At 68.9% G+C, this 25,993-nt stretch carries 20 protein-coding genes; 7 read left to right on the top strand and 13 right to left on the bottom strand.

All coding sequences use genetic code 11. The features are described 5' to 3' along the window. Nucleotides 1-110: 110 nt before the first annotated feature. The 4 genes from rsmG to ACF09C_RS09705 all read left to right on the top strand — a co-directional run bounded on the left by rsmG (nt 111) and on the right by ACF09C_RS09705 (nt 4,091). Nucleotides 111-827, top strand: coding sequence for a 16S rRNA (guanine(527)-N(7))-methyltransferase RsmG (gene rsmG, locus ACF09C_RS09720; RefSeq protein WP_392090750.1), 717 nt, complete (start codon nt 111-113; stop codon nt 825-827). A 301-nt stretch (nt 828-1,128) separates the two neighbouring features. Next, on the top strand, nt 1,129-2,205 hold the full coding sequence (locus ACF09C_RS09715; RefSeq protein ID WP_392091380.1) for a ParA family protein: 1,077 nt from the start codon (nt 1,129-1,131) through the stop codon (nt 2,203-2,205). Continuing rightward, nucleotides 2,202-3,308 carry a ParB/RepB/Spo0J family partition protein gene (locus tag ACF09C_RS09710; protein WP_392090748.1) on the top strand — a complete coding sequence of 369 codons (1,107 nt, stop codon included), beginning with the start codon at nt 2,202-2,204 and terminating at the stop codon, nt 3,306-3,308. Before ACF09C_RS09715 ends, ACF09C_RS09710 begins: the two co-directional genes overlap by 4 nt. 165 nt (nt 3,309-3,473) lie before the next feature. Continuing rightward, nucleotides 3,474-4,091 carry a GNAT family N-acetyltransferase gene (locus tag ACF09C_RS09705; RefSeq protein ID WP_392090745.1) on the top strand — a complete coding sequence of 206 codons (618 nt, stop codon included), beginning with the start codon at nt 3,474-3,476 and terminating at the stop codon, nt 4,089-4,091. 97 nt (nt 4,092-4,188) lie between these two features. Here the strand turns inward: ACF09C_RS09705 and trxA are convergent, their stop codons facing one another. From trxA to ACF09C_RS09670, 7 genes are all read right to left on the bottom strand, one after another. Continuing rightward, nucleotides 4,189-4,524: a thioredoxin gene (trxA, locus tag ACF09C_RS09700; RefSeq protein WP_362424027.1), complete on the bottom strand. Its 336-nt coding sequence runs from the start codon at nt 4,522-4,524 to the stop codon at nt 4,189-4,191. Nucleotides 4,525-4,568: 44 nt separating this feature from the next. Continuing rightward, nucleotides 4,569-5,534 (bottom strand): thioredoxin-disulfide reductase, encoded by a 966-nt coding sequence (gene trxB / locus ACF09C_RS09695; RefSeq protein WP_362424030.1) that lies wholly within the window; start codon nt 5,532-5,534, stop codon nt 4,569-4,571. A 126-nt stretch (nt 5,535-5,660) separates the two neighbouring features. Further along, nucleotides 5,661-6,584, bottom strand: a complete 924-nt coding sequence (locus ACF09C_RS09690; RefSeq protein ID WP_392090741.1) for a zf-HC2 domain-containing protein — start codon at nt 6,582-6,584, stop codon at nt 5,661-5,663. Further along, a complete protein-coding gene (sigM, locus tag ACF09C_RS09685; RefSeq protein ID WP_392090738.1) occupies nt 6,581-7,285 on the bottom strand; it encodes an RNA polymerase sigma factor SigM in 705 nt (234 codons plus the stop codon). Before sigM ends, ACF09C_RS09690 begins: the two co-directional genes overlap by 4 nt. A 25-nt stretch (nt 7,286-7,310) precedes the next feature. Further along, on the bottom strand, nt 7,311-9,020 hold the full coding sequence (locus tag ACF09C_RS09680) for a protein kinase family protein (RefSeq protein ID WP_392090735.1): 1,710 nt from the start codon (nt 9,018-9,020) through the stop codon (nt 7,311-7,313). Between the two features lie 118 nt (nt 9,021-9,138). Continuing rightward, the gene (murJ, locus tag ACF09C_RS09675; RefSeq protein WP_392090733.1) at nt 9,139-11,331 is read right to left on the bottom strand and encodes a murein biosynthesis integral membrane protein MurJ; all 2,193 of its coding nucleotides are present in this window, start codon (nt 11,329-11,331) and stop codon (nt 9,139-9,141) included. 45 nt (nt 11,332-11,376) lie between these two features. Further along, nucleotides 11,377-13,665, bottom strand: coding sequence for a DUF6049 family protein (locus tag ACF09C_RS09670; RefSeq protein WP_392090730.1), 2,289 nt, complete (start codon nt 13,663-13,665; stop codon nt 11,377-11,379). 181 nt (nt 13,666-13,846) lie between these two features. Between ACF09C_RS09670 and ACF09C_RS09665 the strand changes: the two genes are divergently transcribed. Next, entirely contained in the window at nt 13,847-15,289 is a 1,443-nt protein-coding gene (locus ACF09C_RS09665) for a CCA tRNA nucleotidyltransferase (RefSeq protein WP_392090728.1), read from the top strand. A 74-nt stretch (nt 15,290-15,363) separates the two neighbouring features. Here the strand turns inward: ACF09C_RS09665 and ACF09C_RS09660 are convergent, their stop codons facing one another. From ACF09C_RS09660 to ACF09C_RS09650, 3 genes are all read right to left on the bottom strand, one after another. Then, nucleotides 15,364-16,623 carry an MFS transporter gene (locus ACF09C_RS09660; RefSeq protein WP_392090725.1) on the bottom strand — a complete coding sequence of 420 codons (1,260 nt, stop codon included), beginning with the start codon at nt 16,621-16,623 and terminating at the stop codon, nt 15,364-15,366. A 78-nt stretch (nt 16,624-16,701) separates the two neighbouring features. Next, nucleotides 16,702-17,784, bottom strand: coding sequence for an inositol-3-phosphate synthase (locus ACF09C_RS09655; RefSeq protein ID WP_392090723.1), 1,083 nt, complete (start codon nt 17,782-17,784; stop codon nt 16,702-16,704). Between the two features lie 48 nt (nt 17,785-17,832). Next, nucleotides 17,833-18,522 carry a helix-turn-helix transcriptional regulator gene (locus ACF09C_RS09650; RefSeq protein ID WP_362424059.1) on the bottom strand — a complete coding sequence of 230 codons (690 nt, stop codon included), beginning with the start codon at nt 18,520-18,522 and terminating at the stop codon, nt 17,833-17,835. A gap of 368 nt (nt 18,523-18,890) precedes the next feature. On the opposite strand from ACF09C_RS09650, the gene ACF09C_RS09645 reads away from it, so the two are divergent. Continuing rightward, entirely contained in the window at nt 18,891-21,608 is a 2,718-nt protein-coding gene (locus ACF09C_RS09645; RefSeq protein ID WP_392090720.1) for a transglycosylase domain-containing protein, read from the top strand. A 125-nt stretch (nt 21,609-21,733) separates the two neighbouring features. Next, nucleotides 21,734-23,245: a glycosyltransferase family 87 protein gene (locus ACF09C_RS09640; RefSeq protein WP_392090717.1), complete on the top strand. Its 1,512-nt coding sequence runs from the start codon at nt 21,734-21,736 to the stop codon at nt 23,243-23,245. Here ACF09C_RS09640 and ACF09C_RS09635 read toward each other — a convergent pair. The 3 genes from ACF09C_RS09635 to ACF09C_RS09625 form a co-directional block, all read right to left on the bottom strand. Continuing rightward, nucleotides 23,242-24,273 carry an alanine racemase gene (locus ACF09C_RS09635; protein ID WP_392090715.1) on the bottom strand — a complete coding sequence of 344 codons (1,032 nt, stop codon included), beginning with the start codon at nt 24,271-24,273 and terminating at the stop codon, nt 23,242-23,244. The genes ACF09C_RS09640 and ACF09C_RS09635 overlap by 4 nt on opposite strands. Before the next feature lie 97 nt (nt 24,274-24,370). Next, the gene (locus ACF09C_RS09630) at nt 24,371-25,489 is read right to left on the bottom strand and encodes a peptidoglycan bridge formation glycyltransferase FemA/FemB family protein (RefSeq protein WP_362429834.1); all 1,119 of its coding nucleotides are present in this window, start codon (nt 25,487-25,489) and stop codon (nt 24,371-24,373) included. 128 nt (nt 25,490-25,617) lie between these two features. Then, complete coding sequence (locus tag ACF09C_RS09625; protein ID WP_392090712.1) at nt 25,618-25,917, bottom strand: hypothetical protein; 300 nt, start codon at nt 25,915-25,917, stop codon at nt 25,618-25,620. Nucleotides 25,918-25,993 lie beyond the last annotated feature (76 nt).

The following is a 25,993-nucleotide window of genomic DNA, read 5'->3' as shown; positions in this document are numbered from 1 at the left end:
CGCAGTGTCGGCCCCGTCTGCTCGCCAGGCGGGGCCGATCTTGTCAGCCTGATAGTTCAGCCACCACAGTGCGCGCGCACCCATCGGTGCGGTGCGGAAGGACGGTTCCCGTGACGGAGGCAGCGGAGCTCCCCCCTGCGCCCGAACAGGCGCGGACGGTATTCGGTGAGTACTTCCCGGAGGCTGTCCGGTACGCGGAGCTCCTCGCGGACGCCGGCGTCAAGCGCGGGCTGATCGGCCCTCGTGAGGTGCCCCGGCTGTGGGAGCGGCACCTGTTGAACTGCGCGGTGCTCTCCGAGGTGGTGCCCGAGGGCGTCACCGTGTGCGATGTCGGCTCGGGCGCCGGACTTCCGGGTATCCCCCTCGCCCTGGTGCGCCCGGATCTGAAGATCACGCTCCTGGAGCCGCTGCTCCGTCGTACGAACTTCCTCCAGGAAGTCGTGGAGCTGCTGGGCCTGGACCATGTGACCGTGGTCCGCGGCCGCGCCGAGGAGGTGCTGGGCACGCTCCCCCCGGTGCATGTCGTGACGGCGCGTGCCGTGGCGCCCCTGGACCGGCTGGCCGGCTGGGGCGTTCCGCTGCTTCGCCCCTATGGGGAGATGCTGGCCCTCAAGGGCGACACGGCCGAGGAGGAGATCGACGGCGCCCGCGCCGCGCTCTCCAAGCTCGGCGTGGTGGGCACCTCGGTGCTCCAGGTCGGCGAAGGCATCGTGGACCCGCTGTCGACCGTCGTACGGGTGGAGGTCGGCGAGAGTCCGGGCGGTGTGAGGTTCGCCGCAAAGCGCGCCAAGGCCGCCCGTCCGAGCAGGGCACGTCGTCGGCGCTGAGGCCGCCGCCGAGTCGTCAACGCGGCGCCTTTGAGCCGTCAACGCGGCGCAACTGATCCGTACAAGCTGCCATACGTACGTATTTCGGAGTGTCGAGCGGTCCTGCGTCACCAGCGAGTGCATCGTGTTTCACGTGAAACGTCGCTCACTGCTGCAGGGGATCATCAGCCGCGGTCGCGCGGCTGCCACGCCCCGGGACCGCAAACCCCTCGCGAAACCCCTCGCGAGGGGGACGGGATTGTCCACAGAGGTGGATTCATCCACAGAACCACGGGCCTCGCTGGTTCACGACCCCGAAAGCATGGCAGGCTCTGTTCATCGCGAGCCTGAAGCCGAGGAGAGTGAATCCTTGCGGTCCAACGCCAACATCGCGGGACCGATGACCGATCCGGTCCCCGGTCCCCGTACCGAATCGGCGGGGGAGGATGTTTCACGTGAAACACCGCCCCCGATGGACGACACCCCCATTGGTCGTGCTGCCCAACTGGCAGTAGAGGCACTCGGCCGTGCCGGTGAGGGTCTTCCTCGGCCTGCCCAGACACGCGTGATGGTGGTGGCCAACCAGAAGGGCGGCGTGGGCAAGACGACCACAACGGTCAACCTTGCTGCTTCCCTGGCGCTGCACGGCGCCCGAGTCCTGGTCATCGACCTCGACCCGCAGGGCAACGCCTCGACCGCCCTGGGTATCGACCACCACGCCGAAGTTCCCTCGATCTATGACGTCCTCGTGGAGAGCAAGCCGCTCTCCGACGTGGTCCAGCCCGTCCAGGATGTCGAAGGCCTCTTCTGCGCGCCGGCCACGATCGATCTCGCCGGCGCGGAGATCGAGCTCGTGTCGCTGGTGGCTCGGGAGAGCCGGCTTCAGAGAGCGATCCAGGCATACGAGCAGCCGCTGGACTACATCCTGATCGACTGCCCGCCCTCCCTGGGACTGCTCACGGTCAACGCCATGGTCGCGGGCGCCGAGGTGCTGATCCCGATCCAGTGCGAGTACTACGCGCTGGAGGGCCTTGGACAGCTCCTGCGGAACGTCGACCTGGTGCGCGGACACCTCAACCCCGCGCTGCATGTCTCGACGATCCTGCTCACCATGTACGACGGCCGGACGAGGCTCGCCTCCCAGGTCGCCGACGAAGTGCGCAGCCACTTCGGTGAGGAGGTGCTGCGGACCAGCATCCCGAGGTCCGTGCGGATCTCCGAGGCACCGAGCTATGGCCAGACGGTCCTCACATACGACCCGGGTTCCAGCGGCTCGCTGTCGTATCTGGAGGCGGCGCGTGAGATCGCGCTGCGGGGCGTCGGCATCCACTACGACCCGCAGCACACCCCTGCGGGTCTTCAGAACAGCCAGCACAGCATGTCGGAGGGGATCCAGTGAGCGAGCGACGTAGAGGGTTGGGGCGTGGGCTCGGTGCGCTGATCCCCGCTGCTCCCCAGGAGCGGCAGGTACCCGCTGTCGGTGTGGCGGCGGGCAACGTCTCGCCCGGCGCCGTGGCGCCGGTGGCCTCGGACCGAGGCGTGGCCGCTGCGAAGGTGGCGACTCTGCCGCAGAGCCCTCAGTCCCCGGACTCCGTAGTGCCGGTGGCCGAGGTCGACGTGGTGGTGGAGACGGAGTCCCCCGCCGGTGCGCACTTCGCCGAGCTGCCGCTGGACTTCATCACACCCAACCCGAAGCAGCCGCGTGAGGTCTTCGACGAGGACGCGCTGGCAGAGCTGGTCACCTCCATCAAGGAGGTCGGCCTGCTGCAGCCGGTCGTCGTACGGCAGCTGGGTGCCGAGCGCTACGAGCTCATCATGGGTGAGCGTCGTTGGAGGGCCTGCCGTGAGGCTGGTCTGGAGCGGATCCCCGCGATCGTCCGGGCCACCGAGGACGAGAAGCTCCTCCTGGACGCGCTCCTGGAGAACCTCCACCGGGCGCAGCTGAACCCGCTGGAAGAGGCCGCTGCCTACGACCAGCTGCTGAAGGACTTCAACTGCACGCACGACCAGCTGGCCGATCGCATCGGGCGTTCGCGCCCGCAGGTCTCCAACACGCTGCGTCTGCTGCGGCTGTCCCCGCCGGTCCAGCGTCGGGTCGCCGCCGGTGTGCTCTCCGCCGGCCATGCGCGGGCTCTGCTCTCCGTGGAGGACCCGGAGACGCAGGACAAGCTGGCGTATCGGATCGTGGCCGAGGGGCTCTCGGTGCGTGCGGTCGAGGAGATCGTCACGCTGATGGGCTCCGAGCCCAGCGCGGCGGTCAAGCCGAAGGGACCGCGGGCCGGAGCACGCGTCTCGCCGGCGCTCACGGACCTGGCCTCGCGACTCTCGGACCGCTTCGAGACCCGCGTGAAGGTCGACCTGGGGCAGAAGAAGGGGAAGATCGTCGTCGAGTTCGCCTCGATGGACGATCTGGACCGGATCCTCTCCACCCTGGCGCCCGGCGAGGGACGCGTGATGGATCAGGGGAGTTCCGAGCAGAGCGAGGACGACACTGAGAGCTGACTCTCCGTCTGCGTCTCCGTGACCTCAGGGCGGGCCGTGCTCCGGTGAGAACCGGGACACGGTCCGCCCTTTGCCTGCGAGCGGTATCGCCCTGATCGCCCCATGGATACGATTCTGGGAGCGCGTATCCGTACTGCGATAGCCGTGGGAAGCGAGGCAACAGCCGTGGGGCGTCGGCTTGTACCGCTCACTCTGGACAACCTTCCGGACCTCCCCAAGCGATGTCGCTCCTGTGTGTTCTGGGAGCTGGACCCGGTGAGCGGTGAGGCCGCGGTGAAGGCCGGCCGCCCGGAGCTGGAGAAGGAGGCGTGGATCTCCGCGGTGCTCCTCGAGTGGGGCTCCTGCGGCCGCGTGGTCTATGTCGACGACGTGCCCGTCGGGTTCGTTCTCTACGCGCCACCCGCGTATGTGCCACGTTCCATGGCCTTCCCCACGAGCCCGGTCTCCGCCGACGCGGTCCAGTTGATGACGGCCTGGATCATGCCGGGCTATCAGGGGCAGGGACTCGGCCGGACGATGGTGCAGACCGTTGCCAAGGATCTGCTGCGGCGGGGCTTCCGAGCGATCGAGGCCTTCGGAGATGCCCGCTGGACGGAGCCGGCCTGTGTGCTGCCGGCCGACCATCTCACGGCAGTGGGGTTCAAGACGGTACGACCGCACCCCACGCATCCACGGCTGAGGCTGGAGCTGCGGACGACGCTGTCATGGAAGGAAGACGTGGAGCTGGCGCTGGACCGGCTCCTGGGAGCCGTCCAGAAGGAGCCTGCGCTCCGGCCCCTGTAGTTCTGTTGCCCCCTGTAGCTCTGTTGTGGCGGACGACGAACGGCCCGCCTCCGAAGTCCGGAGGCGGGCCGTTCCTGTTTCACGTGAAACAGGAGCGTCAGGCGGTGGGCTCGACGAAGTCCGCGAGGTCGCGGAGGATCGCAGCCTTCGGCTTCGCGCCGACGATCGTCTTTACGACCTCGCCGCCCTGGTAGACGTTCAGGGTCGGGATGGACATGACGCCGTACTTGGCGGCCGTGCCCGGGTTCTGGTCGATGTTGAGCTTCACGATCTCGATCTCACCGTGCTCGGCCGCGATGGCCTCCAGCGACGGGGCGATCTGGCGGCACGGGCCGCACCACTCGGCCCAGAAGTCCACCAGGACGGGCTTGTCGCTCTTGAGGACGACCTCGTCGAAGTCGGCGTCGGTCACGTTCTTCAGGGTGCCGGCCACGGCAACCTCCCTTGAATCTGCGGGGTGGGGTGTGAGTGGTGGGATCAGACCGCGGGGGTCTCGGCGAGCTTCTCGCTGTCGGCGAGGGCCGCGAGGAAGCGCTCGGCGTCGAGCGCTGCGGAGCAGCCTGTGCCGGCGGCGGTGATCGCCTGGCGGTAGGTGTGGTCGACGACGTCACCGGCTCCGAAGACACCGGAGAGGTTCGTCCGCGTCGACGGGGCGTCGACCTTGAGGTAGCCCTCCTCGTCCAGCTCCAGCTGGCCCTTGAAGAGCTCGGTACGAGGGTCGTGGCCCACGGCGATGAACAGACCGGTGGCGGCCAGCTCGCTGGTCTCGCCCGTCTTGGTGTTGCGCAGGGTCAGACCGGAGAGCTTCTGCTCGCCGTGGATCTCGGCGACCTCGCTGTCCCAGGCGAACTTGATCTTCGGGTCGGCGAACGCGCGCTCCTGCATCGCCTTGGAGGCGCGCAGGGAGTCCCGGCGGTGGACGATCGTGACCGACTTGGCGAAGCGCGAGAGGAAGGTGGCCTCCTCCATCGCGGTGTCACCACCACCGACGACGGCGATGTCCTGGTCCTTGAAGAAGAACCCGTCGCAGGTCGCGCACCAGGAGACGCCGCGTCCGGAGAGCACGTCCTCGCGGGGCAGGCCGAGCTTGCGGTGCTGGGATCCGGTCGTGACGATGACGGCCTTCGCGCGGTGCACGGTGCCGGCGGTGTCAGTGACGGTCTTGATCTCGCCGGTCAGGTCGACGGCGACGATGTCGTCCGGCACCAGCTCCGCGCCGAAGCGCTCGGCCTGGGCACGCATGTTGTCCATCAGGTCGGGGCCCATGATGCCGTCACGGAAGCCGGGGAAGTTCTCCACGTCGGTCGTGTTCATCAGGGCGCCACCAGCGGTGACAGCACCCTCGAAGACCAGCGGCTTCAGCGACGCACGCGCCGTGTAGAGCGCAGCGGTGTAACCCGCGGGCCCGGAGCCGATGATGATCACGTTACGGACGTCGCTCACGGGTTTCTTCCTCGTCTCTGCAGACTGCCTACTGCCTACGGGGCGGCCAGGTCGGTGACTCTCACCCCACCCAACGGATCCTACGGGGCCAGCATTCCCGAGACCGCCGCGCGGCACGGCGCGGTGTCAGGACCGCGGGTAGGTCTGCGTCAGCAGAACGTCGGCCTTGCCCTGTCCGCCCTGGTCGGCGCAGGAGGCATCGAGGACGTAGGCCTGTACGTGTGTGCCCTGGGTTCCCTGGGGCAGCACCACGAGATAGGCCGGTTTTCCCTCATAGTCACCGCGCTGGAAAGCGAGCGCGGCGTCCGAGCGGCCTGTACCGGCCTTCACGCACTCGGGCAGCGGCTCGGACGCGTTCCGCTCGTACGGGGCGTCACCGCCTTCGGCGGTGAGCGACTCGGGCTGGGTCTCCCCGGGAGCCTTGAGGGTGTCCGGCCGCAGCAGGTCCTGTACCTGGGCTTCCATCGGGCGGCCGTCGAAGGTGTCGGAGACGACACCGCTCGCGGCGCTGCTGGTCTTGTCGGCGGAATCGCTTCCGCCGAGCGACTGCAGGCCTCCCTGGGTGAGGAAGAGGCTCGTGCCGAGCGCTGCGACGCCGAGGACGGTACCGAGGGCCGCGATCCGGCGACGGCTGCGCCGGCGACGGCCGGGACCGGTGGCGGCGCGAGGGTGCCCGGCAGGGCGTTCCGCAACCGGGGCGGGCTCCGTGGAGGCTGTGGCGGGGGGCGCTGGAGGAGTACTGCTCGCTGTTTCACGTGAAACATCGAGGTCGATATCGGGGGTGGTGGCGTTCAACAGCGCCTCGGCCGCCAGGGCGGCATCGATACGACCGGCGATGTCGGCCGGCATGCGGGGCGGGCCCGGGAGCGTTCCCAGCAGCCCGCGGATCTCCGCCAGCGAGGTACGGACGTCCGCGCAGAGGGAGCAGCCCTCGATGTGCCGCCGGACGGCCGCCGTACGGGACGGGGAGAGCAGCCCCTCGGCCAGGTCGGAGATCTCCGAGACGTCCGGGTGCTGTGCTGTGTCGGCCTTGCCGGTCGTGGAAGTCACGCGCGCCCACCTCCGCCCTTCACAGCAGCCGGCCCATTCGGTCCGGTATCCGATGGCCCCGACACCGGTGGGACGGATGTCCCCGGCGTCCGGTTCCTTCCCCGGTCGGGGCCCTCGTTACCCACGGTGTCGGCGCGCAGATGGCTGAGTATGGGGAGCAGCCTGGCCCGTCCGCGTGAACAGCGGCTCTTCACCGTCCCGGTGGGGACGTCGAGGATGCGGGCGGCCTCCGCAACCGGGTAGCCCTGCATGTCCACGAGGATCAGGGCGGCCCGTTGGTCCGCGGGGAGCGTGGCGAGGGCGGCCAGCAGCTCTCGGTGGAGGTCCTGGCGCTCTGCCGGCGCCTCGGCCGACTCGGCGGGTTCGAGGAGCTGCTCAAAACGCGCGGTGTCGTCCACGGGGGAGGTCTTGCGGGAGGCGGCCTTACGGGCGCGGTCCAGGCACGCGTTCACCGTGATCCGGTGCAGCCAGGTTGTGACGGCCGACTGGCCTCGGAAGGTATGCGCGGCCCGGAAGGCCGACACCAGAGCGTCCTGGAGGGCGTCAGCGGCCTCCTCGCGGTCCCCCAGCGTCCGTAGGGCCACCGCCCACAGCCGATCGCGGTGGCGCCGCACGAGCTCACCGAAGGCGTTGGGATCGCCGGCGACATGGCGCGCCAGGAGATCCTGGTCGCTGATGCCGCCGCCTATCGGTTCTTCCAACGGTGAGCCCCCTCCCCCGAAGTCGTCAGCTGGTGATCTTGATGTCCGAGATCTTGCCTCGGTAACCCCCACCGCTGCCGGGCAGGTCGGTCAGCCAGACCAGAACGTAGCGCGTCTTCACGGGCTTGTCGGCCGTGAGCGCGACCTGCTCACCCGAGCCGGAGGTCACGGTGGTGAAGGCTTCGGCCGACGTGGGCTGCGACGAGGCGCTCTCGGGCGCTGTCCGCAGCTCGACGGAGGTCTTCCCCTGGAAGGTCACCTCCACCTTTGAGATCTCCTGGGCCGTACCGAGGTCCAGGACGAGACCCACTCCGTCCTTCAGCCTGCCGAAGTTCGAGTACCCGTAGTAGATCGACGTCTGCCAGGACGTCGTGGGGCTGCCGTCGAAGGCATTCCCTATCTCCGACGGAGTCTCGGCGCCGTCGCCCTGCGGGTCGAAGTCGCTCGCACCGGCGATCGTGACCGGCTTGCCCTTCTCGGGCTGCTTCTCGTCTTCGGTGTCCTGCGGCTGAGTGGTCTGCGGGGTCTCCTGCTTGTTCTTGCCCTGGTCGAGCAGCCGGTCGGCGATCTGCCAGCTGCCCAGTCCGAGGGCGGCGATCAGGAGTGCCGAAACGGCCCACTTGAGGACCCGGCCGGTGCGGCTCTCCAGCGGGGCGGGAGGGGCCATCACGGGCTGGGTCGCCTGCATGCCCGGACGGGGCTGCGGGCGGCCGTAGGTGCCCTGCTGATAGGTGGTGCGCTGATAGTCGGGCGGGGTGGGGAACTCGGGCTCCGGCGGGCGGATGCGGGGCATCGCCGCCACGGCCTTGGCGAGTTCGTCCGGGGTGGTGCAGGGAGGCTCCTGCCGCGAGGCCGTGGCCCCGTCGTTGGCCAGGGCGCGCATCGCGATCTCGGACAGACCGCGGTGGACCCCGGCCCGCACCTGGTCGGGAGCGAGCAGTCCGACCCCCTTGGGGAGCCCCGAGAGGCCGTAGGCGTCGCTGTCGTACGGCCAGCGCTGGGTCAGCGCCGCGTAGAGCAGGGCGCCGATCGCCTCGGTGTCCGTGCGCTGGGGGCGCTCGGCGCTGATGCCGCGCAGTGCCGCGTTCACCGCCAGGCCGCGAATCCGGTACTGGCCCGTGGAGCTGCGCAGCACGGCGCTGGGCGTCAGGCGGAGATGGGCCAGGCCTTCGCGGTGGGCGGCGGCCATCGCCTGGGAGACCTGGCTGACGAGTTGGTACGCGTCGTGCGGCTCCAGAGGGCCGGCGGCGAGCAGCGTCGTCAGCTCGGTGGAGTCGGGCAGCCACTCGTGCACCACGTACACGAGATCGTTCTCCTCGACCGCGTCGAGGACCTGGACGAACCGAGGGTCGCCGAGCAGCGCCGCCGAGCGGGCCGCCGCGAGGACCGAACGGGCCCGGGGGTGGTCGGCCGGCAGCAGGTGGACGCCGACGGCGCGCCGAAGCTTCTCGTCGACGGCACGCCAACTGCTGAAACCGTCCAGACGAGTGACGCACTCCTCCAGGCGGTAGCGCCTGGCCAACTTGTGCCCGCTGTGCAGCTCGGGAGTTTCGATGGACGGCTGTTCGCCGTTCTGCCGCTTCGCGGCCTTGTCCTCTGTGACCTCGGCGGACTGCTCCGCCGTGTCCTTCGCTTCCGCCACCCCGTCGGTCGCGGCCGTGTCCGCCTTGGCGGTCAGCGGGTCGTCACCGCTGTTGTCGGCCACGTCGACGGCAGCCGTGCTACGTTCCGCCACCGTCGTTCCTGCCTCCCCATCCGTTGCGCCACTTCCAGCAGCCATGCCAATTGTGCCCACAGTCGGCCGCTATGCACGACACGCGGCGGCCGACGATGGTTGCGCGGGCACGGATTTCCTACCGTCCCAGGCGCCCACGGACCATACCGACCATGGAGTTCAGCTCTGCGATCCGCATGCGCTTGGCGGCCACGAAGAAAACGCCGAGCAGGACGACACCGCCGACGAGCAGGGCCACGAGCGAGCCGAGCGCGCCCTCCCCGAGCAGCTTCAAGAGGCCGAATCCGACGGCGCCGGCGACGACCGCGGCGGGCAGCGAGGCGAGGCAGAGACGGGCGTAGGTCCGCATGACATGGGCGCCGTCCAGGTCGCCGCCGAGCCGGTTGCGCAGCCGGCGCCAGGCGACGCCGACGCCGACCGCGTAGGCCAGTCCGTAGGACGCGGCCATGCCGACGACGGCCCACTGGGCCGGGAGGACGAAGTAACAGGCCGCCGAGGCAGCCGCGTTGACGGCGGCGACGATGACCGTGTTGTAGAAGGGCGTCCGGGTGTCCTCGTAGGCGTAGAAGCCACGCAGGACGACGTACTGGACCGAGTACGGGATGAGGCCGAGGCCGAAGGCCATCAGGATGAAGCCCATGCCCTGGGCGGCCTGGACGCCGCTGGAGGCGTAGAGCAGGGTGCACATCGGCACACCGAGCGCGAGGAACGCGAAGGCGACCGGGACGATCGCGACGGCGGAGTTCCGCAGACCCTGCGAGATGTCGTCGCGCACGGCGCCGGGGTCGTTGTCGTGTGCCGCGCGGGAGATGCGGGGCAGCAGGGCGGCCATGACCGAGACGGTGATGATGGCCTGCGGCATACCCCAGATCAGCTGGGCGTTGGAGTAGGCGAGGAAGCCGGCGCCGTTCTTGCCGGAGGCCTCACCGGCGGCCGTGGCCAGCTGGGTGACGACGAGGACGCCCGCCTGGTTGGCGAGGACGAACAGGACGGTCCACTTGGCGAGTTTGACCGTCTTGCCGAGGCCGTGGCCCTTCCAGTCGAAGCGGGGGCGGAAGCGGAAGCCCGTCTCGCGGAGGTAGGGGATCATCGCCAGGGCCTGGACGACCAGGCCGAGGAGGGTGCCGATACCGAGCAGCCGGATGCCGTCGTCCGGGATGGTCTGCACACCCATGCTGGATTCGGCGGAGGTGCCGTAGACCCAGATGAACAGGCCGAACGTCACGATCATGACGATGTTGTTGAGGACCGGGGTCCACATCATCGCGCCGAACTTGCCGCGGGCGTTGAGGATCTGACCCATCACCACATGCACACCCATGAAGAAGATCGTGGGCAGGCAGTAGCGGGCGAAGGTCACCGCGACGCTGTTGGCCGCTGCGTCGTCGGCGATGGTGTTCGACATCAGCCGGATCAACACCGGGGCGGCGAAGACCGCCACGATCACGATCGCGCCGAGCGCGACCATGACCAGGGTCAGCAGCCGGTTGGCGTAGGCCTCGCCGCCGTCCTCGTCGTTCTTCATCGAGCGGACGAGCTGCGGAACGAAGACCGAGTTGAGGCCGCCGCCGACGGTGAGGATGTAGATCATCGTCGGCAGCGTGTAGGCCACGGTGAAGGTGTCACCGAGCAGCGCGGCGCCGAGCGCGCCGGTGATGACCAGGCTGCGGACGAAGCCGGTGAGGCGGGAGACCAGGGTGCCGGCCGCCATCACCGCACTGGACTTCAGCAGCCCGGAGGCACGGCTTGACTTCTTCGGGGCAGGGGCGGGCATCGGGTTCGGCTCCGGAGCGGGCGGGGGAACCTGGCCGGGGGTCTGCTGATCCCGGTAGAGATGGGCGAAGGCGTCCGGTTCCGGCTTCTCGTCACCGGCCTGCGTGACGAGGTCGTCCACACCGGTGAACTGGACCGTGCGGGCGTCGTCACCGTAGGGCAGATGACGCGACGGGCCGTCCGGCTCGGGCGCCGGGGTCTGCGCCCACACCCGCGGGTCCGGGCCGTGCTCGGGCGCCGCAGGCTGCTGGTAGAGCGGCTGCGGCTCCTGGTAGGTGCCCGGCGGGGGTGGGGGGTGTGCGGCGCGGTCGTAGAGCGCCTCGGTCACCGGGTCCTGCGCGGACAGATCCCGAGCCTGAAAGGGATCGTGGGTGTAGGCGTCCTGGACATAGGGGTCCTGGGCGTACGGGTCAGAGGCGGGCTGCTGCGGTGGCGGTACCGGCGCCTGGCCGGGTCCCGGGGCTGCCGCGGGCGTTCCACCGGACGGCTCGGTGCCACCCAGGCCCTGCCCGCGGTCACCGTCGTACGGCGCGTTCATGGTTACCCCACCTCATCGTCCCCGGCCGACCGGCCACGACATCGCTCAACGGTCCACTTTCTCACCCGGGCCGGACGGGTCGCCGCTTTCGTGGGCGGTGTCCGGCGTGGGGTCACTCGGCTGCCCGGGATCGTCCTGCTCCGCGGCCTCCGCCTCGGTGCTCTGGGCAGCAGCCCGCTTGCGGCGGGTGTACATCCGGGCCCCGGCGAGGACCAGGAGCAGGACGCCGCCGGCGATGACGAGCATCACGGTCGGGGTGATCTCGGAGACCTTCACGGTGAACTGCATGGGCTCGCCGTAGGGGGTGCCGTCCTTGGTGAACAGCTGGGCCGTCATCGACACCGGCCCGTTGGCGTTGGCCGAGGCATCGAACTTCACGGACTGGCTGTGCCCCGCGCCGATCTTGACCGGGAGCTCGGCGACCGGCTCGCCGTCATTGAGCTTCAGACGGGTCTTGTTCCCCGACGTGAGCCGCAGCACGAGGCCGTCCACGCCCTGCAGCAGCTTGTTCTGGACGGTCACAGGGATGGTGGCGCTGCGGCCGGAGAGCGTGAGATCCGACTTCTCGACCAGCTGGACTTCGCGCGTGAGGCTCTGGAGGTACTCGTGCACCCTGATGCGGTACAGCGAGGCCGCGGGGGCCTGACCACGCCAGGAGGTGGACATCTCACGGCTGATCGCGTTGCCGAACGGCGTCACCACGCGGTCGGGCTGGGTGAGGATGACCTTGAAGTCGTCCAGGGCCGCCCGGGTGTCCTTCATGTCGCGGAAGGCCTCGGCCGGAAGCTCCTGCTTCCGGAGCTCGCGCGGATAGCGGGAGGTGCTCGGGACCGTGGTGCCGGCGTCAGGGTCCGGCTTGACCGAGGCGGCCGCGATGAGATCGAGGGGCTGGGTCCAGCGGCCGGCCGACAGACCCCGCAGGGCTGACGCCATGGTCTGCGCCTGCGAGGTGGTCGGCATCCGCTGGGGGGCGACCACGATGCTGCGCTGCAGATCGGGCTGTTCCAGGGTGACCGCGAGCGACTGGGCCAGGAACTCCTGGACGGCCAGGGTGGAGTTCCCGGCGGGGAGCATGTCGCCCTCGAAGGCCGTCGAGAGGTAGGCGTCGCTGACGACGGCGGTGGTGCCACCGCCGATCGGTCGAGCCGCCGTCGGCGTGTACGGGAGGTCGTCCTGGAAGCTGTCGCTGCGGGCGATCACCTTCTGGGCGCCGGCCGAGGTCGCGACATCCATGATCGAAGGGTCGACAGCCCCCTCCACAGGCCAGGAGAAGTCGGTGGACGGCTTGACGTGAAGGATGGTCTCCACCGTCGTTCCGGCCAGCTCCGTCGCCGGCTGGAGGTGGCTCAGCGAGCCGGGTACGTCCTTGCCGCGGTGGGCGAGCGAGGCGATGTCCGGGTCGGCGAACGGCAGGGCCACGACCTTGCGCCCGACGACGGCCTTCTGCAGCGCGTCCAGCCATCGCTCGGCGACGGCCTGGTTCCTGCCGGGCACCGTGCCCGTGCCGTTCTTGACCTGGTAGCTCTTCGTCATGGCGTCGACGGTGGCCAGCAGGTCCGGGTCGATCACCCAGGTCACGGGGAGTTCCTTGCCCAGCGTGACCATGTGGTCGAGGCGTCCGCCGGGGGCGAGCTCGGCGGCCAGATCGTCGTTCTCGAAGACCGGCGTCTGCTGGTCGTCCGTGCCGGTCTCGGCCGAGACATGGGCAGAGGAGATCAGCGGCCAGAGGTACGTGAGCTGGGTCTTCTTCTCCGTGGCCTCGGGCTGGTACGGCAGGAAGGTGCGCTCGATCCCGAGCACGTGCTGCCCGGACTGCGAGGAGGTCTCACCCGAGAGGGAGACGCCGAGCTGGTAGACCCCGGCGTCGTCGAGGCCGAGCTTGTCGACGGGGACGGAGAGCTTGAACTCCTGGCTGAGCCCGGCCGCCAGCCGGGGAATCTTGACCGCGTAGGCGCCGCCGAGGGCAGCGGGGTCGCTCCCGGGCCGGTAGCCGGTACGGCCGGAGACCTGCTCGATCTCGCTCCGGCTCGTCATCCTGGGGCCGACCCGCACGTCCACCGTGGCGTCGGTCACGGTCTGCTTGCCCTTGTTGGTCACCGAGCCGGCGAGCGTGACCGTGTCACCCTCCACCGGTGCGCTGGGTGCCAGCGTGTCGAGAGACACATCGACGGTTCGCGAAGAGGTGGCGTCCTCGGCGGCGATGGCCGGCGTGGCCACGGCGCCCTGAAGGAGTCCGGCGAGCAGCGGTGCCCCGGCAAGGAGGGACGCCGTCCGCCGCAGCCACCGACGGGCAGGTGAGGGAAGGGTCCCCTGGATGTCTGCCGCCTCGGCCACGCGCTCGCCCGTCCTCGTCGTATCAGTGGTGTCGGTGGTTCCCCGTTGCTGTGTCCAGGCATGGTAACGAGGCACGCCGGGGGCAAGTGCCGGGGACTGCTCCAGCCGATGGGGACAAGGCGGTCGCTCCGTGGGAAAACGGGGACGCTGCCCAGGGTCGGGGCACGTACCCTTTTCTGTTGTGCCGAACGCCAACGAAGACACCCCGACCGCACTGAGCCAGGTGCAACGCCGCGCCGTCAGTGAACTGCTGCGCGTCTCCCCTGTCGCCGACGACCTCGCCGTCCGATTCCAAACGGCAGGGTTCAGCCTCGCGCTGGTCGGCGGCTCGGTGCGGGACGCGTTGCTCGGACGGCTCGGCAACGATCTCGACTTCACGACAGATGCCCGCCCTGAGGACGTTCTCAAGATCGTCCGTCCCTGGGCCGACGCGGTCTGGGAGGTCGGCATCGCGTTCGGCACGGTCGGCTGCCAGAAGAGCGGCTACCAGATCGAGGTCACGACGTACCGCTCGGAGGCGTACGACCGCACCTCGCGCAAGCCTGAGGTCTCCTATGGCGACTCCATCGAGGAAGACCTCGTCCGACGTGACTTCACGGTCAACGCCATGGCCGTGGCCCTGCCGGAGAAGGAGTTCATCGACCCGCACGGCGGCCTCGATGACCTCGCGGCACGGGTCCTGCGGACCCCTGGAACGCCGGAGGAGTCGTTCTCGGACGACCCGCTTCGCATGATGCGCGCCGCCCGGTTCGCGGCGCAGCTCGACTTCGAGGTAGCCCCTGAGGTCATCGCCGCGATGACGGAGATGGCCGGCCGCTTGGAGATCGTCTCCGCGGAGCGGATCCGTGAGGAACTCAACAAGCTGCTGCTCTCCGCTCACCCTCGCAAGGGACTGGGCCTCCTGGTCGACACCGGCCTCGCGGCCCATGTGCTTCCCGAGCTGCCGGCGCTGCGGCTTGAGAGCGACGAGCATCACCGACACAAGGACGTCTACGAGCACTCCCTGACCGTCCTCGACCAGGCGATCGACCTGGAGGAGGACGGGCCGGACCTCGTGCTGCGCCTGGCCGCGCTGCTGCACGACATCGGTAAGCCGCGCACTCGCCGCTTTGAGAAGGACGGTCGCGTCTCGTTCCACCACCACGAGATGGTGGGCGCGAAAATGACCAAGAAGCGCATGACGGCCCTGAAGTACTCGAACGAGATGATCAAGGACGTTTCGCGCCTGGTGGAGCTGCATCTGCGCTTCCACGGATACGGCACCGGTGAGTGGACCGACTCTGCCGTCCGTCGCTATGTCCGTGACGCCGGCCCGCTTCTCTCGCGCCTTCACAAGCTGACCCGCTCGGACTGCACCACGCGGAACAAGCGCAAGGCCGGTGCGCTCTCGCGCGCCTATGACGGACTGGAAGAGCGGATCGCGCAGCTCCAGGAGCAGGAGGAGCTGGACTCGATCCGGCCCGACCTGGACGGCAACCAGATCCAGGAGATCCTCGGTATCCGCCCCGGCCCGGCTGTCGGGCTGGCGTACAAGTTCCTGCTGGAGCTGCGTCTGGAGAACGGGCCGATGGAGCACGAGGCGGCTGTCGCGGCGCTCAAGGAATGGTGGGCGGCTCAGAGCTGAGTCGAGCCCGTCGATGTTTCACGTGAAACATCGACGGGCTCGAGTGTGGAAGGGGTGATGTTTCACGTGAAACATCACCCCTTCTGTCGTTGCCGCCACAGCATCAGCGCGATCGAGGCGTACACCACGGCCACCATCACGACGACGGGGACGGATCGGCCGTCGGGGGGCAGCATGAGTGCGGCAACAGCGGCGGCGCCCACGAAGGCGACGTTGAAGAGCGTGTCGTAGAGGGCGAAGACCCGGCCGCGATAGGCGTCGTCCACGGACATCTGCACCACCGTGTCCGTCGAGATCTTGGCGCCCTGGGTGACGAGTCCGAGAAGGAAGGCCGCGATCAGTAGAGGGGTCTGGGCGAAGGGCAGCCCCAGTGCGGGTTCCAGAACGGCTGCCGAGGCTGCGCAGGCGATCATCCAGCCGAATGGGCCCAGCCGTCCGATCGCCCAGGGCGAGACGAGGGCGGCCACGAAGAAACCGGCTCCGGAGGCAGCGACGGCGAGCCCCAGGAGTGCGAGCCCTTCGGACTCCGTGGAGCTCCAGGCGTAGCGGCAGAGCATCAGCACGGTCACCGTGAGCGCGCCGTAGCAGAAGCGCATCAGTGTCACCGCTGTCAGAGCCCGGGCGGCGGGACGCCGCTCGGCCAGATGGCGCAGCCCGTCCACCAGGCCGCGGGCTGTCGAGGCCAGGGCGGCGCCCAGTCGGGGTTGGACCACCTCGGGATCGGGACCCAGGAGCTCTCGGGGCATCCGCAGCGAGGCCAGGGCGGAGCAGAGATAGAGGAGGGCGCCGAACAGCACGACGGCGGAGTCGGAGTCCTCGGAGAGGAGCCGGATCCCGAAGGCGAGACCGCCGCCCACCGTCGCGGCCACGGTGCCGGCGGTCGGGGAGAGGGAGTTGGCGACGACGAGCCGCTCGTCGTCGACGACCCGGGGCAAGGCCGCCGAGAGTCCCGCCAGGACGAAGCGGTTGACGGCGGTCACCGACAGCGCGGAGGCGTAGAAGAGCCAGTCGGGTACGGAGGCCAGCATCAGCACGGCCGTACCGCAGGCGAGGAGGGCCCGCAGGAGGTTCCCGTACAGGAAGACCTGGCGGCGCTGCCAGCGGTCCAGCAGCACGCCGGCGAAGGGTCCGACGAGGGAGTACGGGAGGAGGAGCACGGCCATGGCGGAGGCGATGGCCGCGGGAGAGGTCTCCTTCTCGGGGGAGAAGACGACGTACGTGGCGAGCGCCACCTGGTAGACGCCGTCGGCGCACTGGGAGAGCAGGCGGACGGCGAGGAGACGGCGGAAGTTCGTCAGGCGCAGGAGTACGCGCAGATCACGTACGACGGGCATGGCAGCAAGACTCACATACGAAGAGGGTCCCCGGGTGAAAGACCCGGGGACCCTCGATCGACGAAGTGGATCAGCGCTTTAGCGCTCGACCTCGCCCTTGATGAACTTCTCGACGTTGGCCAGGGCCTCGTCGTCGAAGTACTGCACCGGCGGGGACTTCATGAAGTACGAGGACGCGGAGAGGATCGGGCCACCGATGCCCCGGTCCTTGGCGATCTTCGCGGCGCGCAGCGCGTCGATGATGACACCGGCCGAGTTCGGGGAGTCCCAGACCTCGAGCTTGTACTCCAGGTTCAGCGGGACGTCACCGAAGGCGCGGCCCTCGAGGCGGACGTACGCCCACTTGCGGTCGTCCAGCCAGGCCACGTAGTCCGACGGGCCGATGTGGACGTTCTTCTCGCCCAGCTCGCGGTCGGGGATCTGCGAGGTGACGGCCTGCGTCTTCGAGATCTTCTTCGACTCGAGGCGGTCGCGCTCGAGCATGTTCTTGAAGTCCATGTTGCCGCCGACGTTGAGCTGCATGGTGCGCTCAAGACGGACACCGCGGTCCTCGAACAGCTTCGCCATCACGCGGTGCGTGATGGTGGCGCCGACCTGGGACTTGATGTCGTCACCGACGATCGGGACACCGGCCTCGGTGAACTTGTCCGCCCACTCCTTGGTGCCGGCGATGAAGACCGGGAGGGCGTTGACGAAGGCGACCTTGGCGTCGATGGCGCACTGCGCGTAGAACTTCGCGGCGTCCTCGGAGCCCACGGGCAGGTAGCAGACGAGCACGTCGACCTGCTTGTCCTTGAGGACCTGCACGACGTCGACGGGGGCCTCGGCGGACTCCTCGATCGTCATGCGGTAGTACTTGCCGAGCCCGTCCAGGGTGTGGCCACGCTGGACCGTGACGCCCGTGTTCGGGACGTCGCAGATCTTGATGGTGTTGTTCTCGCTGGCGCCGATGGCGTCGGAGAGGTCGAGGCCGACCTTCTTGGCGTCGACGTCGAAGGCGGCGACGAACTCGACGTCACCGACGTGGTAGTCGCCGAACTGGACGTGCATCAGGCCGGGCACCTTGGACGCCGGGTCGGCGTCCTTGTAGTACTCGACGCCCTGCACCAGCGAGGCGGCGCAGTTGCCCACGCCGACGATGGCTACGCGAACCGAACCCATTCCGGTTGCTCCCTGTGTGATCGTGGAAGCCCTGCGGGATGCAGGGATTCACTTGGCGGTGTCGTCGGACGGATCCGGCCGGGTACTGCCCCCGTGCCGGGGCAGGCCGCCCGTTTCTCCAGATTCGTTGTCGTGCTGAGCGGCGCCCTCGGGGGCGTCGGGGCCGGATCGCTGATCCCGTCCCGCCCGCTCGCTCTCGATGAGCTCGTTCAGCCAGCGCACTTCGCGCTCCACGGACTCCATTCCGTGGCGCTGCAGCTCAAGTGTGTAGTCGTCGAGGCGCTCGCGTGTCCGGGCCAGAGAGGCGCGCATCTTCTCCAGGCGCTCCTCCAGCCGGCTGCGGCGGCCTTCCAGTACCCGCATCCGCACCTCGCGCTCGGTCTGACCGAAGAAGGCGAAGCGGGCGGCGAAATGCTCGTCCTCCCAGGTGTCCGGGCCGGTGTGGGAGAGGAGCTCCTCGAAGTGCTCCTTACCTTCGGCCGTCAACCGGTAGACGATCTTGGCGCGGCGTCCTGCGAGTGAAGCGGCGAGCGCGTCCTCGGGTGCGCTGCCCGGCTCTTCGATCAACCAGCCGTTGGCGACCAGCGTCTTGAGGCAGGGATAGAGGGTCCCGTAGCTGAAGGCCCGGAAGATGCCCAGCGAGGTGTTGAGCCGCTTCCGCAGCTCGTACCCGTGCATCGGCGCTTCACGGAGCAGACCGAGGACGGCGAACTCGAGGATTCCCGAGCGCCTGCTCATCCGTCGCCCTCCTCTGCTGCCGGGTTCCTTATGCCGTACTGATGTATCGACTCGATACATCCAGACGATAGAACGGCCGAACAGCTGCGACAAGTGGGGCCACAGTGACCGGCGTCACATCGTCAATTCACAGCAATCGACTTGCCTGATTTGGGGTGAACTTCGGCTCTAGGAGGGTTTTGGCCGTGCGTAGTCTTGCGGCATGCAGACCACCGGGAACCGAGCGACGCCGCAGGGCGTCAGTGCTCCGGGTGACCGGCTGCGGTACGGAGGGGCCTTCGGTGAGGCCTGGCCGTGCGCATTTCGGGGGGACCGGAACTCAACTGCCGCTTCCAGGCGTACGCGCCTGCCCGAGGAGTAGTCGTTCGATGAGCGAGCATCGTCGCAAAATGCCGCAGTCGCAGCCGCCGCGCGGCGGCCGCGCGGCGGCCCGGCGCGCCGCCCAGCAGCCCATGGGCCGCCGGCCGGCCCAGGGACGGGATGTCAGTACCGGCTCCCCTTCGTCGGGGTACGGAGAAGAGGACCGCCCCTACGGTGGCCGTGCCGAGGCGCGACGTGCCGCCCAGCGCGGCGGCCGTCGACGCGCGCCCGAGGGCGGCGCGGGCGGTCACGGCGCTGGTCACGGTGGTGGCCGGCGCGGTGGTGGGGGCGGCGGACAGGGCGATGGCCCCGGTCGCGGCCGTAGTGGGGGTCGTCCGCCCGGCAAGAAGCGGCTCATCGACTACCCGCGTCACAACAAGTACGGCTGGCGCCGCTGGGTGCCGTCCTGGAAGCTCGTCTCGGGACTCTGCCTGGCGTTCCTCGGCCTGCTGATGGGCGCGGCGACGTTCGCGTACTCCCAGGTGGTCATTCCGAAGGTCGACGAGGCCGCCACGGCGCAGAACAACGTCTACCTCTGGTCCGACGGGACCCAGATGGCCGCAACCGGTGGCGAGGTCAACCGGCAGATCGTGGGCATCGGCGAGATCCCCAAGGCGATGCAGAACGCGGTGATCTCGGCGGAGAACAAGACGTTCTACGAGGACAAGGGCATCGACCCGATGGGCATCGGGCGTGCTGTCTGGAACATGGCCAAGGGCGGCCAGACGCAGGGTGGCTCGACCATCACCCAGCAGTACGTGAAGAACAGCCTGCTCAACGACCAGTCGCAGACCCTGTCCCGCAAGGTCAAGGAACTGTTCATCTCCATGAAGGTCGGTACGGAGATGGACAAGCCCGAGATCATGGAGGGCTACCTGAACACCGCGTACTACGGACGCGGTGCCTACGGTATCCAGGCCGCGGCCCGGACGTACTTCCAGAAGGACTCCAAGCAGCTGAACCCGAGCGAGTGCGCCTTCCTCGCCTCGCTCCTCAAGGGTGCGACGTACTACGACCCGGCGGGTTCCACCGAGATCGACCCCGCGGCGACGCCGAAGGCGAACCTGGAGCGGGCCACGGAGCGCTGGAACTGGATCCTCGGGGAGATGGTCAAGGACAAGAGCCTTTCGGCGGAGGAGCGGGCCAAGTACCCGACCTTCCCCAAGGTGCTGCCGCCGAAGAAGAACGCGCAGCTGACCGGCCAGATCGGCTATCTGGTGAGCACGGCCAAGGCCAACTTCATCAACAACTACCCGGGGATGGACGAGAAGCAGCTCGCCCGGGGCGGGTTCACGATCAAGACGACCTTCGACAAGAAGAAGGTCAAGGCGCTCGAGGACTCGATCAAGAAGATCTACGACGAGCACATCGACCCGAAGAAGCGGCCCAAGACCGACACGCACGTTCAGTTCGGCGGGGCTTCGGTCGACCCGAAGACCGGCGCGATCATCGCCATCTACGGCGGTACGGACGCCACCAAGCACTTCACCAACAACGCCGACCAGACCGGTGCGCAGGTCGGATCGACGTTCAAGCCGTTCGTGCTGGCCGCGGCCATGGAGTACGGCGTGCGGGACCCGAAGCTGGGTGTTTCCCAGGACGCGTCCACTCGCACGATCGTCGACCCGAACAAGAGCCGCTACTCGGGCAAGAACAAGCTGAAGATCAGGAACTACGACGGCACGATCTGGCACAACGAGAAGGGCGAGGAGTGGCTGCAGGTCAACGACGATGACGCTGACTACGGCCCGATGAGCCTGCGCGAGGCGATGATCCGCTCCGCCAACTCGCCGTACGTGCAGCTCGGCATGGACGTCGGTATCGACCAGGTCCGTGAGACGGCCGTCAAGGCCGGTCTGCGCGAGAGCTCGCTGGTCAAGGCCAACGTGCCGTCGTTCTCCCTCGGTATCTCCGACCCGAGCGCCATCCGTATGGCCGGGGCGTACGCGACCTTCGCCAACAAGGGCGAGCGCAACGAGCCGTTCTCGGTCACTGAGGTGACGGAGAAGGGCAAGACCATCTACAAGCACGAGGTGAAGGGCCAGCGTGCCTTCTCCTCGGCGATCGCCGGCAACGTGACCGACGTCCTGCGCGATGTCGTCGAGAACCCGAAGGGCACGGGCCGCAAGGCCGCCATCCCGGGCTGGGACGTGGCCGGCAAGACCGGTACCACCGACGGCAACAACTCCGCCTGGTTCGTGGGATACACGCCGACGCTGTCGACGGCCATCGACATGTACCGCTTCGACGACGACGAGACCAAGGAGGGGCGCAAGTTCGAGTCGATGTTCGGCACCGGCGCCCAGCCCAAGATCCACGGTTCGTCCTTCCCCTCGCAGATCTGGAAGGACTACATGACCGACGCGCTCGAGGGCATGGACAAGGAGTCCTTCCCGGAGCCGGAGGACCTCGACGCTGAGCCCGTCTTCGGCGGTGGCGCCGTCAGCCCCACCCCGACGCCGACCGAGACCCCGTCGCAGACGCCGTCGGCGACCGTGACCCCTTCGCAGACGCCGTCGCAGACGCCCAGCACCACGCCGGACCCGGGCAAGACCTGTGACGTGTGGGACTGGCCGTGCAACGACAACGGCGGGCAGAACGGCGGCAACGACGGAGGCCCGACCGGCACCCCGTCGACGCCGACGACGCCGACGTCACCGACCCCGACGGACACCGCGACCGGCAGACCCAATGGCGGTGGGAACGGCTGGCTGGGCAGCGACTGACCCTGCTGGCCGGAAGCCTCCGGTCAAGGCCCTGAGGGCCGTCGTATCCGACCCGTACACACTTGTACTGCGCCGGGTACGGCGGCCCTCACCGTTTCTCAGGGACGTACGGCAGGATGTCCCCCATGCCGAGCCTCCACAAGACGAGTCCGCCGCAGGACCGGCCGCAGGACCCCGCGCTGGTGTGCCCCACCCGTCGTGACGAGGTCGCCGCGGCGGGCAGCGCGTTGATCGGCGGGCCCATCGGCCGTCGGGCACTGCTCGGCGGCGGGGTGCTCACCCCGGTGCGGGTGATCGCATTGGTGGCCATCGGGATGTTTGCGCTCGGCATGGTGCAGAAGATCCCCTGTTACGACTGGGCCTGGTTCCGGGGCACGACGTCCCAGTACACCCACGCCTGCTACTCCGACATCCCGCACCTCTTCGTCGGACGCGGGTTCTCCGAGGGCCTGGTGCCGTACTTCGACCGGCTCCGTGGCGACATAGAGTTCCTGGAGTACCCGGTCCTGACCGGGCTGTTCATGCAGGTCGCGGCCTGGCTCACGCCCGGCGGCGGCGACCTGGTGCACCGCGAGCAGGTCTACTGGATGGTCAACGCCGCCTTGCTGATGGTCTGCGCGGCCGTCATGGCCGTCGCCGTGGCCCGTACGCACCGCCGCAGGCCCTGGGACGCGCTCCTGGTGGCCCTCGCCCCCGCGTTCGCGCTCACGGCCACCATCAACTGGGACCTGTTGGCCGTGGCGCTGACGTCCGTGGCCGTGCTGATGTGGTCACGGCGCCGCCCGCTCGCCTTCGGCGTGCTGCTGGGGCTCGCGATCGCCGCGAAGTTCTATCCGTTCCTGATCCTCTGGCCGGTGCTCCTGCTGTGCTGGCGCGCGGGGCGGTGGCGGGAGTTCGGCACGGCGCTGGCGGGCGTGGCCGGCGCGTGGCTCGCGGTGAACCTGCCGGTCATGCTGCTCGCGCCCGAGGGATGGAAGCAGTTCTACACGTTCAACGAGGAGAGGAACGTCGACTTCGGCTCCCTCTGGCTGCTCATCAGCCAGCGCTCCGGTGAACAGATCACACCGGGCAGCGCCAACACGTACACGATGCTGCTGATGGTGCTCGTCGGCGTGGGCCTCGCCGTCCTGGCGCTCACCGCTCCCCGCAGGCCGCGGTTCGCGCAGCTGGCGTTCCTGATGGTGGCCGCGTTCGTGCTGACCAACAAGGTGTACTCGCCGCAGTACGTGCTGTGGCTCATCCCGCTCGCCGCGCTCGCCCGGCCGCGCTGGCGGGACTTCCTGATCTGGCAGGCGTGCGAGGTCATGTACTTCCTCGGCATCTGGATGTACCTGGCCTTCACGACCAGCGGCAACAAGCAGGGGCTGCCAACGGACGGCTACCACTTCGCCATCGTCCTGCACCTGCTCGGCACGCTGTACCTGTGCGTCATGGTCGTGCGCGACATCCTGGCACCCGAACGGGACGTGGTCCGGCAGGACGGCTCGGACGACCCCTCCGGAGGCGTCCTGGACGGCGCCGAGGACGTCTTCGTGCGTGGCAGGGCCGCCCACCCCGCCCGGCACGCGGCCGCCCCGGCGGTGGAGGGGCCGCGCGTGGAGTGGGGCGTCTCCAGGGACCCCCGGGTCGAGCGCTAGCGCTCGACGATCCGGTCGAACTGCGTGGTGGTGTGGCGCAGGTGGGCCACCAGCTCGTCGCCGACCTTCGGCTCCTGGGCGTCGGCCGGCACGAACAGGATCGACACCTGCATGTGCGGGGGCTCGGCGAACCAGCGCTGCTTGCCGGCCCACACGAACGGCGAAAGGTTCCGGTTCACGGTCGCCAGACCGGCGCGGGCCACGCCCTTGGCGCGCGGCATCACGCCGTGCATCGCCTTGGGAGCCTCCAGGCCCACTCCGTGCGACGTACCGCCCGCGACGACCACCAGCCAGCCGTCGGAGGCCGCCTTCTGCTGGCGGTAGCCGAAACGGTCGCCCTTGGCGACGCGGGTGACGTCCAGGACGGAGCCCCGGTACTCGGTGGCCTCGTGGTCGCCCAGCCAGAGCCGGGTGCCGATCCGGGCGCGGAACCGGGTCTGCGGGAACTGCTGCTGGAGCCTGGCCTGCTCCTCCGCCCGCAGGTGGCTGACGAACATGGTGTTCAGCGGCAGCCGGGCGGCCCGCAGCCGGTCCATCCAGCCGATGACCTCCTCGACCGCGTCGGTGCCGTCCGTGCGGTCCAGGGGCAGGTGGAGGGCGAAGCCCTCGAGACGGACGTCCTCGATGGCCGCGTGCAGCCGTCCCAGGTCCTCTTCGAGGATGCCGTGGCGCTTCATCGAGCTCATGCACTCGATGACGACACGGGCGCCCACGAGGGCGTGCACGCCGTCCACGGACGACACGGAGCGGATCACCCGGTCCGGCAGCGGCACCGGCTCCTCGCCCCGTCGGAACGGGGTGAGGACGAGCAGGTCGCCGCCGAACCAGTCCTTGATCTTCGCGGCCTCGTACGTGGTGCCCACGGCCAGCATGTCCGAGCCGAACCGGGTGACCTCGTCGGCCAGCCGCTCGTGGCCGAAGCCGTAGCCATTGCCCTTGCAGACCGGGATCAGGCCGGGGAACTGGTCGATCACGGACTTCTGGTGCGCCCGCCAACGAGCGGTGTCGACGTAGAGGGAGAGCGCCATGGCCGGCCCGGAACCTTTCTGGTGGCTGCGGTGTATCAAAGGTATGTACGAGACCTACGAGATTACGTACGACTTTACGGGCGGGAAGCCCGGGCCGTCAGCGGCGCGACATGTAGATGTCGAGCGCCTTGTGCAGGAGCTTGTTGAGCGGGAAGTCCCATTCGCCGACGTACTCCACGGCCTCGCCGCCCGTGCCGACCTTGAACTGGATGAGGCCGAAGAGGTGGTCGGTCTCGTCGAGGGAGTCGGAGATGCCGCGGAGGTCGTAGACGGTCGCGCCCATCGCGTAGGCGTCGCGCAGCATCCGCCACTGCATCGCGTTCGAGGGCCGGACCTCGCGGCCGATGTTGTCGGAGGCTCCGTACGAGTACCAGACGTGCCCGCCGACGACGAGCATGGTCGCGGCGGAGAGGTTCACGCCGTTGTGGCGGGCGAAGTACAGCCGCATGCGGTTGGGGTCCTCGTTGTTGAGGACGGTCCACATGCGCTGGAAGTACGAGAGCGGGCGCGGGCGGAAGTGGTCGCGGACGGCCGTGATCTCGTACAGCCGCTGCCACTCGGCGAGGTCCTCGTAGCCGCCCTGGACGACCTCGACACCGGCCTTGTCGGCCTTCTTGATGTTGCGGCGCCACAGCTGGTTGAAGCCCTTGAGGACATCGTCGAGCGAACGGTTCGCCAGCGGCACCTGGAAGACGTACCGGGGCTGGACGTCGCCGAAGCCGGCGCCGCCGTCCTCGGCCTGCTGCCAGCCCATCTTCCGCAGCCGGTCGGCGACCTCGAAGGCACGCGGCTCGATGTGGGTGGCCTCGACGTCCTTGAGGCGCTTCACGTCCGGGTCCTGGATGCCGGACTTGATGGCGGCCGAGTCCCAGCGCCGGATGACGACCGGCGGGCCCATCTTCACGGAGAAGGCGCCCTGGTGCTTGAGATGCGCGAGCATCGGCTGCAGCCAGTCGTCGAGGTTCGGGGCGTACCAGTTGATGACCGGGCCCTCGGGCAGATAGGCGAGGTAGCGCTTGATCTTCGGCAGCTGGCGGTAGAGGACGAGACCGGCGCCGACGAGTTCGCCCGACTTGTCGAACCAGCCCAGGTTCTCCGAGCGCCACTCGGTCTTCACATCAGCCCACGCCGGGACCTGGCAGTGGCTAGCCGCGGGCTGGCTCTGGATGAATGCCAGATGCTGCTCACGGCTGATGGTCCTCAGGGTCAGGCTCATGCGGGGCGCTCCTCGGCAGGTGTGTCCCCATCGGTCAGGGGCTCCGGCTCTCGCGCCGAAGCCTACTGTGACCGGGGAGCGCCCCGATGGGACGTGTGTCCCTCGGACCGGCGAGCGACCCGAACGCCTCAGACGAGCCCGCCGTTGAACATGCCGAGGTAGAAGCCCACGGCCGAGGCGCCGAGCCCGACGATCAGTGCGAAGCGCTCCCTGGTCGTCGCGGAGATGAACTGGCCGAAGGCACCCGTCAGGATCCCGATCAGTCCTGCCCAGGAACTCAGCACGTGCAGGTGGTGGAACATCGCGGTGATGAAGGCCACCGCGCCGAGCACGAGCGTCACTGCCACCAGGGTGTCCTGGAGGACGTGAGGCTTGCCGTCGGTGGCAAGGAGGGAGTGTCCGGGGTCGGGTTGCATTGCCTGTGCCATGGGGCACCTCCTGGCGTGCCTGCCGGACGGCGGCGCATCGTAGCGCCGCCGACATCCGTTGTGTACAGATTGCGTC

The sequence above is a fragment of the Streptomyces sp. NPDC014870 genome (assembly GCF_043081505.1).
GTDB lineage: Bacteria > Actinomycetota > Actinomycetes > Streptomycetales > Streptomycetaceae > Streptomyces.
Note: the sequence above shows the minus strand (reverse complement) of the source record. Positions and strands in the feature narration are given on the sequence as shown.

Coding starts and splice junctions, on each gene's coding strand:
- ACF09C_RS09630 (WP_362429834.1), bottom strand. CDS start 25,489: ATGAGCCTGACCCTGAGGACCATCAGCCGTGAGCAGCATCTGGCATTC.
- ACF09C_RS09640 (WP_392090717.1), top strand. CDS start 21,734: ATGCCGAGCCTCCACAAGACGAGTCCGCCGCAGGACCGGCCGCAGGAC.
- ACF09C_RS09655 (WP_392090723.1), bottom strand. CDS start 17,784: ATGGGTTCGGTTCGCGTAGCCATCGTCGGCGTGGGCAACTGCGCCGCC.
- ACF09C_RS09715 (WP_392091380.1), top strand. CDS start 1,129: ATGGCAGGCTCTGTTCATCGCGAGCCTGAAGCCGAGGAGAGTGAATCC.
- murJ (WP_392090733.1), bottom strand. CDS start 11,331: ATGAACGCGCCGTACGACGGTGACCGCGGGCAGGGCCTGGGTGGCACC.
- ACF09C_RS09650 (WP_362424059.1), bottom strand. CDS start 18,522: ATGAGCAGGCGCTCGGGAATCCTCGAGTTCGCCGTCCTCGGTCTGCTC.
- ACF09C_RS09660 (WP_392090725.1), bottom strand. CDS start 16,623: ATGCCCGTCGTACGTGATCTGCGCGTACTCCTGCGCCTGACGAACTTC.
- ACF09C_RS09645 (WP_392090720.1), top strand. CDS start 18,891: ATGAGCGAGCATCGTCGCAAAATGCCGCAGTCGCAGCCGCCGCGCGGC.
- ACF09C_RS09635 (WP_392090715.1), bottom strand. CDS start 24,273: ATGGCGCTCTCCCTCTACGTCGACACCGCTCGTTGGCGGGCGCACCAG.
- ACF09C_RS09625 (WP_392090712.1), bottom strand. CDS start 25,917: ATGGCACAGGCAATGCAACCCGACCCCGGACACTCCCTCCTTGCCACC.